Genomic DNA, 14,501 nt, shown 5'->3' with positions numbered 1-14,501 from the left:
ATTAATAATGGCAAAAAATGACTTATTAGGTGGCGCACTATGGGATGCTTATTCAAACAAAGTAGCTCAAAGAATGGACAACCCAACACATTTAGGAGTTCTTACAGAAGAAGATGCAAAGGCTAGAAATGCCAAACTTATCGTTGCAGACTATGGAGCAGAATCTTGCGGAGATGCGGTGAGATTGTATTGGCTTGTCGATGAAGAGGACACAATCATTGATGCAAAGTTCAAAAGTTTTGGATGCGGGACAGCAATTGCAAGTAGCGATATGATGGTAGAACTTTGCTTGGGTAAAAAAGTCCAAGACGCAGTCAAAATCACCAATATTGATGTGGAAAAAGCCCTTAGAGATGATCCTGATACTCCAGCAGTTCCTGGGCAAAAAATGCACTGCTCTGTTATGGCTTATGATGTCATCAAAAAAGCTGCATCTTTATATCTTGGGAAAGATATGGCTGATTTTGAAGATGAGATTATTGTTTGCGAATGTGCAAGAGTGAGCCTTAGCACGATCAAAGAGGTGATCAAACTCAATGATCTCAAAACTATCGAAGAGATCACAAATTTCACAAAAGCTGGTGCATTTTGCAAAAGCTGTATCAAACCTGGCGGGCATGAAGCAAGAGATTATTATCTTGTGGATATTTTGCGCGAAACACGCCTTGAGATGGAAACAGAAGCCCTCAAGCAAAATGCTCAAAAGGTTCAACTTGGGGACTTACCATTTGCAGAAATGACAATCGTTCAAAAAAGCAAAGCGATTGATAAAACTATCGATGAACATATTCGACCGATGCTTATGATGGATGGAGGAGATTTAGAGATCATTGATATCCAAGATTCTCAAGATGGTCATACTGATATCTTTATCCGCTATCTTGGAGCTTGCCATGGATGTGCTTCAGCTAGCACTGGCACACTCTATGCGATTGAAAATGTTCTGCAAGAACACCTTGATTCTAATATTCGCGTTTTACCCGTATAAACCAAGAAGGAGAGAGCCTTCTCTCCTTAAGCTTTCACTATTTATTCGCTCACCCCTCAATAATCAACTCTACTGGACAGTGATCACTTCCCATAATCTCTGGATAAATTTTTGCACTCACTAAAGAATCTTGAAGAGATGTTGAACACAAGAAATAATCAATCCGCCATCCAGTGTTGTTTGCCCTAGCTTTTCCCATATAACTCCACCAAGTATATGCTCCCTCCAAAGTAGGATAAAAATATCTAAATGTATCAATAAATCCCGATTCCAAAAGCTTGCTCATCTTTTCTCTTTCCTCATCAGTAAAGCCTGCATTTTTCCGATTTGTTTTGGGATTTTTCAAATCAATCTCTTGGTGTGCGACATTCAAATCCCCACATACAACCACAGGTTTAGAACGCTCCAAATTTTTCAAATACGCCCTAAAATCATCTTCCCACTCCATACGATACTGCAATCGTGCAAGCTCTCTTTGAGAGTTGGGTGTATAAACATTGACAAGATAAAATTTCTCAAACTCTGCACAAATGATTCTTCCCTCTTTATCATGATGCTCTATCCCCATATCATAAGTCACATTTAAAGGTCGCTTTTTGGAAAAAACTGCCACTCCCGAATATCCCTTCTTCTCTGCAGAGTTCCAAAACTCCTCATATCCATCAAAATCAAAACTTGCCTGATCTTGATGCATTTTTGATTCTTGAATACAAAATACATCTGCATCAACAGATCTAAAAAAATCCATAAACCCCTTATTCATACACGCTCGCAATCCATTCACATTCCACGAAATCAGTTTCATTAATCATTCTCCTTGTTTGAAATCAATCCAGCCTCATATAAAAAAATCGAAGGCTCATATGCAAGCTTTTTAAGATCATCTTTCTTAGCATAGCTCAAAAACAATCTTTCTTTTGCTCGCGTTACAGCCACATAAAACAAACGCCTTTCTTCTTCCAAGCTCCCTCCCTTGCTCATCAATTTGCGATTTGGGAATCTTCCATCCATCAAATCCACAATATACACTTCTTGGAACTCTAACCCCTTGCTTGCGTGGATACTCAATAAATTCACCCCACTCCCCTCACTTGCCTCACTCCCTCCCAAAATCATCGCATTTAAAAAAGCACCCAAATAAGCATAAGGCTTACTTAAACTCTCAAGCAAAACAACTTTTCTTTCAATTCTCTCCATCGCTTCTATCTCTTTTTGAGAATCAATGCTTCCATCTTTGTTTTTTGCCCTCTCTCTAGCAAGGGATTTGATAATCTCTCCAAAAAAAGAAGAGGTGCGGATTGCTTGGATCAAAAAAGTTGGATGAGAAATCCCTCGCACTTTCTTAACTAACAAAAAAAAGAGATTAAGGAATCTAGCTCCCTCACTTGTGAGCTTTGGATGTTCAAACATAGGATGAGAACAAATCCCCTCATCAACTATCAAATCAAATCTTGAAGCGTTTTCTAGCGCAAAGAAATCTTCAAATAAGCCTAGCTGAGAAGATTTTGCCCTCATCGCATAGGGTTTAATCCCCTCTTTTGGATTTAAAAGACCTACGATAGGATCTCCCTCTCCTAAAGCACTCAATGCCTCATAAATATCCTTAGCGATAGAATTCCCAATCCCTTTGCCATAACCCAAAATATGGATGTAAGCCATCATATCTTTTGAATTATGAAAGCATGCACACAGATCAAGCAAAAGAGCGATTTCCCTTGTTTCAAAAAAACTACTCCCTCCTTTTCTCCTAGAAGCGATCCCTAGCTCCCTCAAACTCGCTTCAATTCCATCTGCACTTGAGTTATTGCGAAAAATAATCGCAATCTCTTGATGAGCCACACCACTTAATGCAATGCGCTTAGCAATCCCCTGATATTGCAAAAAAAGCTCATCATAAACCAAAAGCTTTGGAGGATCAAAGATCCCCTCCTTCATTACTTCTAAGCCTTTGGGGTAGATTCTTTCATTGCGTGAAATTACGCGATTGGCAAGATCTAGAATCATCTCGCTAGAGCGATAGTTTTTTGTCAAAGTAAAAACTCTTGCCTCTGGATAGTCAATCTTAAAATTCCCAATGATAGAAATATCTGCACCATTAAAAGCATAAATACTCTGATCATAATCCCCGACACAAAATAGGCTCTTTGGAGCAAGAGTTTTAAGAATCGATTCTTGCAAAGGATTGGTATCTTGATACTCATCACATAAAATTTCTTGAAATGGACAGCCTCTCTCCTCTTGCAATCTTTTCATTTCAGAGCGATAGAGTAAAAGAAGGTCATTGTAATCCACATAACCATATTCTCGTTTCAGTGCATCAAACTCATCAAAAATACCCTCATAGATTTGCAAAAACTGCATTTGTGCAGGGGCTTTTTCCTCCAAATATTCCCCAAAGCTTCTCTCCCCTCCAGAATTTAAAAACAAAGCATAAAAATCATACAAATATTGTGAGGTATAAGGTTTAGAATCAAAAGTATCCAAAAACGCTCGCCTCTCATAAATACTTTTAAACAAAACCTTGAGCTCTCGTGGTTGTTTAAGTGAGACTTTCAAATGTTCTTTGAGATATTTATAAGCTACAGCATGAAAAGTTCCTGATTGGATCTTTTTGGCAAGCTCTGCCCCAAAAAAACGCCCCACTCTTTCAATCATTTCACTGCTTGCCTTATTGGTAAAAGTCAAAAGTAAGATTTCCTCAGCCCTAATCCCAGTTTGCAACAAATAAGCAATACGCCCCACAATCGTAGAAGTTTTTCCAGTCCCCGCTGAAGCAATGATCAGATTCTGCCCCATGGGGGCTGTTGCTGCTTTTTTTTGCTCGGGATTAAGATTGCTTAAAGGCATCAAGCCCTCAATGATTATTGAAATGCATTTTTCTTGGAAGCAAAACTAAAGCAATCAATGCAATTAAAGTCGCAATCAAAGGATTATATTCCACTCCCCAATTTGCAAGAGCCACTCCTCCAAGCAAAGTAGCAATAGCAATCCCAAGATTGAAACTCGCTTCATTGAGAGAGATCGAACTTTCAATATTTTTTGGAGTATATCGCTTAGCACTATAAAGTGAAAACATTTTGATCGATGAAACACAGGCAAATCCCCAAAAACTCACCATACAGAAATTTGCCACAGCCACCAAAGGATATTGGATACTAAAAAATAGCCCAAACAAAGAAAGCCCAAGCAGAGATAATGTCAATCTCAAACAAGAGATTGCTCCCATCTTATCAGCCAATTTTCCTCCAATTAGATTCCCCAAAATCCCAAAAGCCCCATAAATCAATAAGACTAAACTCAGCTCTTGATGATTAAAACCACCCAAATCCACAAAAAAAGGCTCAACATAAGTATAAAAAGTAAAAAGACTTCCGCAAAATCCAGCAGTAATCAAAAACGATCTCCACATTTGCAAGCTTTTTAAGCCATCAATTAGCCCATTGAGATTTGTTTTTTGCCCTTGAATATTTGCAGGCATCACACACATCACACTCAACAAAACACAAAGAGTTAAAACAGTAATACAGAGAAACAAAAATTGATATCCATAGGTATTTCCAATCATTGCTCCCAATGGCACACCACTTACCATAGAAATTGTAAGCCCTGATACCATCAAAGCCAATGCTTGAGATTCTTTTCCTTTTTGTGCGACTTGCGTGCAAGTTAGTGTTGCAATCACAAAAAATACTCCATGCATACACCCACACACAAATCTAGCCACAGCAGTCAAATAAAAGCTCGAACTCAAAAAAACCACCAAATTCCCCAAGGCAAAAATCCCTAAGTTGATACTCAACTGAGCCTTGCGATGCAAGGAACTCAGCGGAACAGTCAAAAGTGGAGCCCCCACAATCACCCCTATCGCATAAAGAGTTGTGAGATACCCAGCCTCTGTGAGCGAGATCTGCAAACTTTGAGCAAGATTATTTAAAATCCCCGCCATAGAAAGCTCAGCGACTCCCATACAAAAGGCGCTCAAGGCAAGAGGAATAATAGAAAAATAAGACGGATGAAGTTTCATCTAAAAATCCTCACAATCAAAAATCAAACCGGTGATTCTAAAACAAAACTTATCAAACCTTGACGCAAATCTCACTCATATCTTAAGGCTTCAATTGGATTGAGTTTTGATGCTCTCCTTGCAGGCAAAAATCCAAAAACCACACCAATCACAATACAAAACATCAAAGCCCACAATGCAATCCCTATATCAAAAATAAAAGGCATCTTAAAATATTGACTAAGAGCATAAGTTGCTCCTACAGAAAGACACACACCAAGCACCCCTCCAAACACACTCAAGACAATCGATTCAATCAAAAATTGCAAAAGCACTTCGCCACTTGTTGCACCAATGGCGATTCTGATACCAATCTCTCTTGTCCTCTCGCTGACTGAAACAAGCATCATATTCATAATCCCAATCCCCCCAACCAAAAGACTAATGCTAGCAACAGCTGTGATAAAAATAGTCATCGTCTTTGTTGTGGAATCCATCATCTGCAAGATTTCCTTAGTATCCATCACTTCAAAAGGAGCTTTTTGCCTTTCATCAACCCCTCTAATCTCTCTAAGGATTCCAATCACCTCCTCACTCATCTTTGTCGAATCAACCCCATCTTTAAGAGAAATATAAACACGCTTGATATGGTTTAAAGAAGCATTAGAATTAATAAGAGAAGAAAAGGTTTTCAAAGGAACAAGCACAATATCATCTTGATCTTGACCCATTGCACCCTGACCTTTTTCTTTTAAGATCCCTACCACCTCACAGACAAATGATCCAATTTTTAAATATGATCCAAGGGGATTTTGCTCTCCAAAAAGCTCTTTTTTCACACTATTGCCAATGACGCACACTTTTGAAATCTGGCGAAATTCTTCTGTTTCAAATTCCCTGCCTTGAGCGATGCTTGAATTGGTCGTCTGCAAATACTCTTCCCCAACACCCGCAACCAAACCCATCACATTTTTGCCACCATATTGCAACAAAGCACTAGTATCTGAAAAAGGAGAAAGAGAGGCGATTTTCCCCTCCAAGCGTGATCGCAAAAGATCCACTTCATTTTGAGAAAATCGCAATCTCCCTACACTAACACCTCTAGAATCTAAAGCCCTTGAAGGAAAAACGATCAATAAATTACTTCCAAGATTTGCAATACTTTGGGTGATATCCTGTGTAGTAGCACGGCCAAAATTGACCATTGCCACAACAGATGCCACTCCGATAATCACACCCAAAATCGTCAAAAATGAACGCAAAAAATTTCTAAAAATCTGCCTAAAAGCGATCAAAAATGCATTCCAAATCATCTCCTTATCTCTCCCTCAATCCCCCCATCTCTAAAATAAATTTCTCTTGAAGCAAAGGCTGCCATCTCTTTTTCGTGAGTAACCATCAAGATACTAATCCCCTCGCTTGTATTGATTTCTTGCAAAAACTCCATAATCTCCAAGCTTCTTTGGCTATCTAGATTCCCTGTTGGTTCATCTGCGATCAAAAACTTTGGAGCGATCGCCAAAGCCCTTGCAATCGCTACCCTTTGTTGTTGCCCCCCGCTTAGTTCTGCACTTGTATGATGACTCCATCTCTCTAGCCCAACTCTTTGGAGTGCAAGCATTGCAAGCTCTCTGCGATCTTTGGAGGAATAACCCTTATACATCAAAGGAAGTTCAACATTTTCAAGCGCTGTGGTTTTGGCTAGCAAATTAAACCCCTGAAAAACAAACCCAAAATAATTCCTTCTAAGTCTTGCTCGCTCATTCAAACTTAGCTCACAAACATTCACACCACAAAAATCATAAACCCCTCCATCTGCCTCATCCAAACATCCCAAAATATTTGAAAGAGTTGATTTTCCACTCCCACTTGGCCCCATAAGAGCGATAAATTCCCCTTGATAAATTGTCAGATTCACCCCTTTTAAAACTTGAAAATGATTTTCCCCACTTCCATAGCTTTTTTGGAGATCTTTAAGCTCGATTAACTTCACTGGATCTTTTCCTCCAAAATCACTTGCGCACTACTTGAAAGTCCTTCAACTTGCACATACTTTCCATCTGAGATCCCCACTTCGATATCTTGTTTTTGGGGTTTTTGGTTGTTTAAAATCCAAATAGATTTGTTTTCTGCCAAATGGTGTGTTTGCCTTTTTCTTCGTGGAGGAGCAAAAAAGGTGGGCTGTTTTTTAGAAACCGCTTCTTGAACTTTTGGAGAATAATAAAGTGCAGAAACTGGGATCAATAAAGCATCTTTGACTTCTTGGACTTGGATTGTTGCTGTTGCACTCATTCCTGGACGCAAAAGCAAGTCTTGATTTTGCACAAGGATAGTCACCTCATAGCTTACGATATTATCTGTCACGCTTGATCCATAATTGATCTTATCCACATAAGCACCAAATACGCGATTAGGATAAGCATCGACGCTAAAACTCACCTTTTGTCCAAGCTTGATCTTCCCAATATCAGATTCTGAAATCTTCACCACAAGCTTCATTTCTTCAAGATTCCGAGCCACTTTAAAAAGCTCTGGAGCCGAAAAACTTGCCGCCACTGTTTGTCCCACATCAATACTTCTGACTAAAACCACTCCATCAATGGGTGAAGTGATGATGGTATTATCATAATCAATCTGTGTGCTTTTGATATTGGCTCTAATCTCTTGGATATTGGCCTCCTTGCTCAAAATCTCTGCTTGAATCATTTCATAGGCAACTTGTGCATTTTGCACATCTGCAAATGAGGGATATTTTCCCTTGCTTTCCTTGTGAAGCTTTTTGAGACGATCAAACTGCCATTTCTTATCTTTCAATGAACTCTGAAGAGAGAGAAGCTGGGCTTCTGCGGCTTTGAGTTGGGCTTGATTTCGCTCCAATTCTTGCAAAATCTTTTTATCATCAATCTTGGCTAGGACCTGCCCCTTTTTGACCAGATCATTGGTATCAACATATAATTTATCAATGATTCCAGACACTTGAGATCCAATCTGTACTTCATTGAGCGGGTTAAGCGTCCCTGTCGCGCTGATAGAATTGGTGATATCCCCTTGTATTGGATGAGTTGTAATATATTCAACCAATTTTTCCTTAGGCTTTTTGATCTGATAATAAATCACCCCCAACACACCCCCCAACAAAAAGATCAGAAAAAGATATTTTTTGATCTTTGGTTTAGGACGCACGATTTTCAATACTTCCTCACGCATTTTGTTCTCCATCTAAAAATTTGACGAAGTTGAAGTATAAAAGCAAAAATAAAATCAATAATGACTCTTGCTTAAGAGTTTTCTTTTTCTTGATTCTCTTCTATGATTTTTTCCCACTTCTGAATCTTTTGCATCATTTCATCTAAACTTTGGCATCCTCCAAAATTTCCCCAAAATTTTTCTTTCAAACGCTCCAAATGCTCAAAGACCTCAATCGCCCTTTCCCCTTCTTGCGTGAGCTTTGTCCCTCCTCCTCCCCTTCCCCCACTGCTACTTACAACAAGCTCTTCTCCTCCAATCTCTCTGATTTGATGAAGACTATCCCATGCAGCCTTATAACTCATATACATTTTTTTTGAGGCTTTCAAAAGCGAACCTTCTTTTTTGATATGCCTCAACAGCTCAACGCGTCCTCTTCCCAAATAACTCCTCCCCCCTTTTTTGATCCAAATCCGCGAATGTATTAAAAACTCATCCATTCAACAAAATCGCTCCAATCACACCAGCAATAATCAAAGGAATGTTATAAACCAAAAATGTCGGCACACAAGTATCCCAAATATGATTATGTCCTCCATCAGCATTCAGCCCAGAAGTTGGCCCCAGTGTGCTATCACTTGCAGGAGATCCGCTATCTCCCAATGCTCCAGCGATCCCTACAAGCAAGATAATAGATGCGGGACTAAACCCCAAAGCCAACCCAAGGGGACAATAAATCGCTGCGATAATGGGAATCGTCCCAAAAGAAGTCCCAATACCCATTGTGATCAATAACCCCACAAGCAACATCAAAAAAGCAGCCATTATTTGATTATCCATCAAGAGCGTGGCTTGATCGACAAGCATTCCAACCGCTCCGGTCTCTTTAAGCACTCCACTAAAGCCAGAAGCGACAAGCATCACAAAAGCAATAAATGCCATCATACTCATCCCCCCCTCCATCACAGAATCAATATTTTTATAAGCAATGCCTTTAGTCAAAATCATCACAAGGATTCCGCACAATGCCCCCAAAGGAAGTGAAGAGCTCAAAAGCTGAACTGCAAAGGTGACAATCACTCCAGCCAAAACCCCATAATCTCGTCCAGTCATTTTGATATGGTCAAGATCTATTTGTTCAATGCGTGCCTGAACATACTCTCTTGGACGCACATACAAAACAAAAATCGCTACAAATAACCCGACCAACATTGCCACACCCCCAATCCACATCACTGAAGTCACATCATATAGATTGACAGGCACTCCATTTTGTATCAGATTGTCCTTAATCACACTTTGAAAAATCAAACCAAATCCAATAGGCAGAGTAATATAAGGAGCTTGAAGCCCAAAAGATAGAGCACACGCTACAGCACGCCTATCAAGCTTCATCTTATTCATCAAGAGCAAAAATGGCGGGATCAAAATAGGAATAAAAGCGATATGCACAGGAATCAAATTTTGCGAAAAGCAAGATACAAGAGCGATAAACAAACAAAATAAAATTTTCTGATTACCCACAAAAGCACTCACCCACTTGACCAAAAACTTAGTGAGATTACTTTGTCCGATTGCAAAAGCAATCGCACCCAAAAGAATATAACTCAAAGCTGTCTCAAGATTCCCGCTCATACTTGAGATAAACACACTTAGTGTCTTTTCGATACTCATTCCCCCCACCACTCCAGCGACAAGCGCAGAAAATACAATAGCAAGCATCACATTAAACCGCAGGAGACATAATACAGACATCAAAATGATGGAGATCACAACAGGATTGCCCAAAATCATATTTTTCCTTTGCAAAATCAAAACTCTTCAAACATCTAGGGCTTTATTCTAGCAAACAACGCTCCAAAATCTGAAAGATTGCAGATTTTCAAGACTTTTTCCATAAATTCCTGCTAACAAATTATTGAAAGTTGAATTTTTTACTGTTAAAATCTCGCCCTTTAAATCAAATTCAAATAGGCATGTCATATGAAGAATCTGGTCATCGTAGAATCTCCTGCAAAAGCTAAAACGATCAAAAATTTCCTAGGCAAAGACTATGAAGTCATCGCATCTAAAGGGCATATCCGCGATCTACCGCAAAAAAAATTCGGCATCAAAATCCAAGATCAACACTTCACGCCAGAATATGTCATCTCAAGCGATCATAAAGAAATCGTTGCCAAAATCAAAGAGCTTGCCAAAAAAGCCAAAACGATCTATATCGCAACCGATGAGGATCGCGAAGGTGAAGCGATTGGCTTTCACATCACTCAAGCAATCGGAGGAGATATCTCTAGCTTCCCTAGAATCGTCTTCCATGAGATCACAAAATCTGCCATCATGCACGCGATCTCATCTCCTAGAAACATCGATATGGACAAAGTCGATGCTCAACAAGCAAGAAGACTGCTAGATCGGATCGTAGGATTTAAGCTCAGCGGTCTTATCGCAAACAAAATCCAAAAAGGACTCAGCGCAGGTAGAGTGCAAAGTAGCACACTCAAGCTTGTCGTTGATCGCGAGAAAGAAATCCAAGCTTTCAAACCTGTGCAATATTTCAGCATTCAAGGAGATTTTGATCCCAATCTTTCCACAGAGCTCATCTCTTTCCAAGGGCAAAAACTTGAAAAGCTAAGCCTTCAAAACAAAGAACAAGTGCAAGAAATGCTTGATGTACTCCAAAAGGATTCCTTTAGCGTCCAAGAGATTTCCAAAAAAACCAAAAAAACTCCTACCCCTCCGCCATTTATGACCTCCACACTCCAACAAAGCGCATCAACTCTTCTTGGATTCTCTCCGACTAAAACAATGAGTATCGCCCAAAAACTCTATGAGGGCGTGCAAACACACCAAGGAGTGATGGGGGTGATCACCTATATGAGGACAGATAGTCTCAATATCGCCAAAGAAGCTCAAGAAAAAGCTAGAGAAGTCTTACTTCAAACTTATGGAGAGAAGTTTCTCCCAACCAAACCCAAAAACTACACTAGCAAAAACAAAAGTGCTCAAGAAGCTCACGAAGCCATTCGCCCTACAGATCTAAGCTTCACGCCACAGATTGCCAAAGAATTCCTAGCCCAAGATGAGCTCAAACTCTACACATTGATCTACAACCGCTTTTTGGCTTCCCAAAGTGTTGAAGCAGAATTTGAAAGTCAAAGCATCTTGATCTCTTCTAAAAATGGGATCTTCAAAGCCAGTGGAAGCCGACTTGTTTTTGAGGGATTTTATAAAATCACAGGAAGTGATGACAAAGACAAGCTACTCCCCGCACTCAAAGAAGGAGAAAATCTCACAACCCAAAAAATCTTCAGCAAAGAGCACTTTACAGAGCCTCCAGCAAGATTCAATGAAGCAAGCCTTATCAAAACAATGGAAAGTCTAGGTATCGGACGCCCTAGCACCTACGCACCGACCATTTCCCTCCTCAACAACCGCGACTATATCAAAATCGAAAAAAAGCAAATCTTCGCTCAAGAAAATGCTTTTAAGGTCACAGAGATGCTAAGCAAACATTTTGAGGAAATCGTTGATAGCCATTTCACCGCCAAACTTGAAGAAGAGCTTGATGAAATCGCTGAGAAAAAACAAAATTGGCAAGAAGTGCTGTGGCGATTCTATGATCCTTTTATCCAAAAAATCACTGAGGGCAAAACAACAATCGCTTCACAAAAAGTATTGATCCCCACAGGAGAGCAATGCCCAGAATGTGGAAGCGAACTAGTCAAACGCAGTGGAAGATATGGAGAGTTTGTCTCCTGTAGTGGATATCCCAAGTGCAAATACATCAAACCCAAAGAAACACAATCCCAAACAGAAGATCTAGGAAAATGCGAAAAGTGCGGACTTCCTATGGTCAAAAAAGTCGGAAGAAACGGAGAGTTTATCGCTTGTAGCGGATACCCTAATTGCAAAAACACCAAATCTCTCCAAGCCACCACTCCCCCCAAAGTCTTAGAAGTCAAATGTCCAGAATGTGGAGGAGATATCACGCAAAAACGCTCTAGGATGGGAGCATTTTTTGGTTGTTCTAATTATCCTAAGTGCAACTTCATCTCAAAGTTTGAGCCAGTCACCTCACCCAAATGCCCAGAGTGCGGATATATGGTCGCCACTCGCACCTATAGAGGGAAAGAAGTCTTAGAATGTATCAAGTGCAAGCACAGATTCTGATCTTTCTTGCCCTCTTCTTGCTCTCTCTTTTTTTCTTCACATTTTATGCATTTACATTCCAAATCACCAACATTCAGCAGAACTTTCAAAAAGATTTTTATAAAAAGAGAAATTTATTTTTTAACTTTTATTATCTTTTTTATAAACATTTATATTTCATTAAAGTTCTCTAATGTTTTTCTTTGGTTTCCTTGAGTTTTTGGCTACAAATATCTCTGTCAATCTTCTCTAGATCCTCTCTAGAGATTCTCAAATGACACAAAAATTCAAGGAGATACAAATGAAAGCTTTTAAGAAAACATACAGGGGGGGGGGACAAAAGGTTGGTATAAACCACTCATCGCTTCTACTCTAGCACTCACTCTAAGCAATGTCGCTCTTGCAGAACAATGGTGGAATGTGGGGGTAAGCAAACAAGATCAAAACAATCTTTCAAAAGAATTTATTTCCCAGGATGGCTTCACTTATGAAGGAGGAGCCAATGGACAACCTGATGGAAGTAAATTTGGAACCATTATTTCAACAACAAATAATTCTTATGGAATTGTTTTTAATCTAGAAAATAGCAAAGCCAAAATGAAAGGAGATTTAGTCTTTAAAGAATATAAAGAGACTGAGTATAAGGGGGATATTTATGGTATTCGCATCAATTCCAAAGGCAACACTCTCTCAAGAAATTCGCAATCCCAGCAACTTATCAAAATCCAATTCCAAGGACTTGCACCTTCTTCTGGAAATCCCAATGCCAAAAGCTATATCATCAACAACAATGGGGGAGAATTTACTCTTGGAGAAGGGATCTTTATCGTCACAGCTGAAGCTCCAAATCTAAACAATCTTGTAGCAACCCTGACAAATTTCTCACCATCCAAAGAAGAAGGCAGCGGGAAAGAAAATCCGAGAAAGAAAAATAACTACCTTTTTGAAAATGGCTCTAGCACAACATTTTCTGGAATTACTGATACAACAAAAGCTGTTGCAGGAATTGCAACAACAGGTGCAAGTGTGTATACCAACTTTGACATCACAAGTGGTAGTCAAGTCACTTTTAAAGAGATTAATGCTTCAAGCAAAGAGGCCTTTGGAATCTATTCTGATTCTGAGGGAAATTTCAATCTCAAGCTCAATGAAGGCTCTACTCTGACTTTTGAAAAAATCATTGGAGAATCAAATGCTCTAGGAATCTTGCAAAACAATGATGCTTGGAATTCAAAGCATATCCTCAAAGATTCAACTCTTCATTTCAAACATATCGAAGCCAGAAAAAGCAATGTCGAAGGACTTCTTAATCGAGGACAATATACCCTCTATGAACTCTCAAACTCTACTATTCAGTTTGATCTCCTTAAATCTGGAGAAGAAGGAAAAGCAACAGGTCTTGTTGGTGGATCTAAAGATGGGACTTTTTATAAACTTTCCAATAATTCCCGTATTGTCTTTGATAAGATTGAAGGAAACAGAAAAGAATCAAGTGGTTATACTTCTGCTGTTGGAATGTATTTTAATGAAAATACAAATTTCAATCTTGATTCCTCTTCTTACATTCTTTTTAAAGAGATCACTTCTAATGGTTGGATGAGTATCATTTCAGTTGAAAATCAAGCCAATGTGATGTTTAATGGAGGAAAAATCCTCTTTGATCAAATCACAAGCACTTCAAAAACTTCATCGATTGAATTAGTTTCTTTAAAGACTGGAACAATCACTTTGGGTAATGATGCTCAAATCCTCTTTGGAAAAACTTCTATTGAAAATGATCAAAATACAGATGGAAATGTGCGTGGAATTGTCTATAGTGGAACTATCTCAGGAAATGGATCGATTATCTTTACAGATAGAGTGACCTATACCTCTCTTGCTCACGATGGAACAAATTACACCCAAAACTTCTTCAATGGAGCCAAGATCTATGCAGACAGTGTAAGTCTTACTCTCTTAAGAGCAGGGTCAAATGCTACTCTCAATGTCAATCTAAATAATTCCTTCTATGGAGGAACACTCGAAAATGGAGCAAAACTAGCTATTACAGGAGATAGTTCAGGCTGGAGAAATCTCAACCTCACCATGGGAAATGGAGCTAAACTTGTCCTAAACTCAAGAGATACAAAGAACTCTCAAGTAGATCTAGGTGTGATTGATAATCTCAAAGGGATT

General features: G+C 39.2%; 11 protein-coding genes. 3 read left to right on the top strand and 8 right to left on the bottom strand.

The features are described from left to right. Positions 1 to 7: 7 nt before the first annotated feature. Entirely contained in the window at positions 8 to 988 is a 981-nt protein-coding gene (locus tag LW137_RS06575) for an iron-sulfur cluster assembly scaffold protein (protein ID WP_233034530.1), read from the top strand. Positions 989 to 1,037: 49 nt separating this feature from the next. Here the strand turns inward: LW137_RS06575 and LW137_RS06570 are convergent, their stop codons facing one another. The 8 genes from LW137_RS06570 to LW137_RS06535 form a co-directional block, all read right to left on the bottom strand. Next, the gene (locus tag LW137_RS06570) at positions 1,038 to 1,793 is read right to left on the bottom strand and encodes an exodeoxyribonuclease III (RefSeq protein WP_233034522.1); all 756 of its coding nucleotides are present in this window, start codon (positions 1,791 to 1,793) and stop codon (positions 1,038 to 1,040) included. Continuing rightward, a complete protein-coding gene (locus LW137_RS06565) occupies positions 1,793 to 3,835 on the bottom strand; it encodes an ATP-dependent helicase (RefSeq protein ID WP_233034511.1) in 2,043 nt (680 codons plus the stop codon). Before LW137_RS06565 ends, LW137_RS06570 begins: the two co-directional genes overlap by 1 nt. A gap of 7 nt (positions 3,836 to 3,842) precedes the next feature. Then, positions 3,843 to 5,012, bottom strand: a complete 1,170-nt coding sequence (locus LW137_RS06560) for an MFS transporter (protein ID WP_233034503.1) — start codon at positions 5,010 to 5,012, stop codon at positions 3,843 to 3,845. Positions 5,013 to 5,083: 71 nt separating this feature from the next. Continuing rightward, positions 5,084 to 6,304, bottom strand: a complete 1,221-nt coding sequence (locus tag LW137_RS06555; protein ID WP_233034501.1) for an ABC transporter permease — start codon at positions 6,302 to 6,304, stop codon at positions 5,084 to 5,086. Then, the gene (locus LW137_RS06550; RefSeq protein WP_233034491.1) at positions 6,301 to 6,984 is read right to left on the bottom strand and encodes an ABC transporter ATP-binding protein; all 684 of its coding nucleotides are present in this window, start codon (positions 6,982 to 6,984) and stop codon (positions 6,301 to 6,303) included. Before LW137_RS06550 ends, LW137_RS06555 begins: the two co-directional genes overlap by 4 nt. Continuing rightward, a complete protein-coding gene (locus tag LW137_RS06545) occupies positions 6,981 to 8,198 on the bottom strand; it encodes an efflux RND transporter periplasmic adaptor subunit (protein WP_233034489.1) in 1,218 nt (405 codons plus the stop codon). The genes LW137_RS06550 and LW137_RS06545 overlap by 4 nt, the downstream gene beginning before the upstream one ends. 71 nt (positions 8,199 to 8,269) lie before the next feature. Beyond that, on the bottom strand, positions 8,270 to 8,677 hold the full coding sequence (locus tag LW137_RS06540) for a winged helix-turn-helix domain-containing protein (protein ID WP_233034487.1): 408 nt from the start codon (positions 8,675 to 8,677) through the stop codon (positions 8,270 to 8,272). Beyond that, entirely contained in the window at positions 8,670 to 9,971 is a 1,302-nt protein-coding gene (locus LW137_RS06535) for a Na+/H+ antiporter family protein (RefSeq protein ID WP_233034471.1), read from the bottom strand. The genes LW137_RS06540 and LW137_RS06535 overlap by 8 nt, the downstream gene beginning before the upstream one ends. A gap of 189 nt (positions 9,972 to 10,160) precedes the next feature. Between LW137_RS06535 and topA the strand changes: the two genes are divergently transcribed. Both topA and LW137_RS06525 read left to right on the top strand, forming a co-directional pair. Next, positions 10,161 to 12,347, top strand: a complete 2,187-nt coding sequence (gene topA, locus LW137_RS06530) for a type I DNA topoisomerase (RefSeq protein WP_233034469.1) — start codon at positions 10,161 to 10,163, stop codon at positions 12,345 to 12,347. Between the two features lie 399 nt (positions 12,348 to 12,746). After that, positions 12,747 to 14,501 (top strand): hypothetical protein (locus tag LW137_RS06525; RefSeq protein ID WP_233034467.1); only part of this gene is annotated, 1,755 nt, incomplete at its 3' end.

It is taken from the genome of Helicobacter kayseriensis, assembly GCF_021300655.1.
In the GTDB taxonomy this organism is placed as follows: domain Bacteria; phylum Campylobacterota; class Campylobacteria; order Campylobacterales; family Helicobacteraceae; genus Helicobacter_G; species Helicobacter_G kayseriensis.
This window is presented reverse-complemented; position numbering and strand designations above follow the sequence as displayed.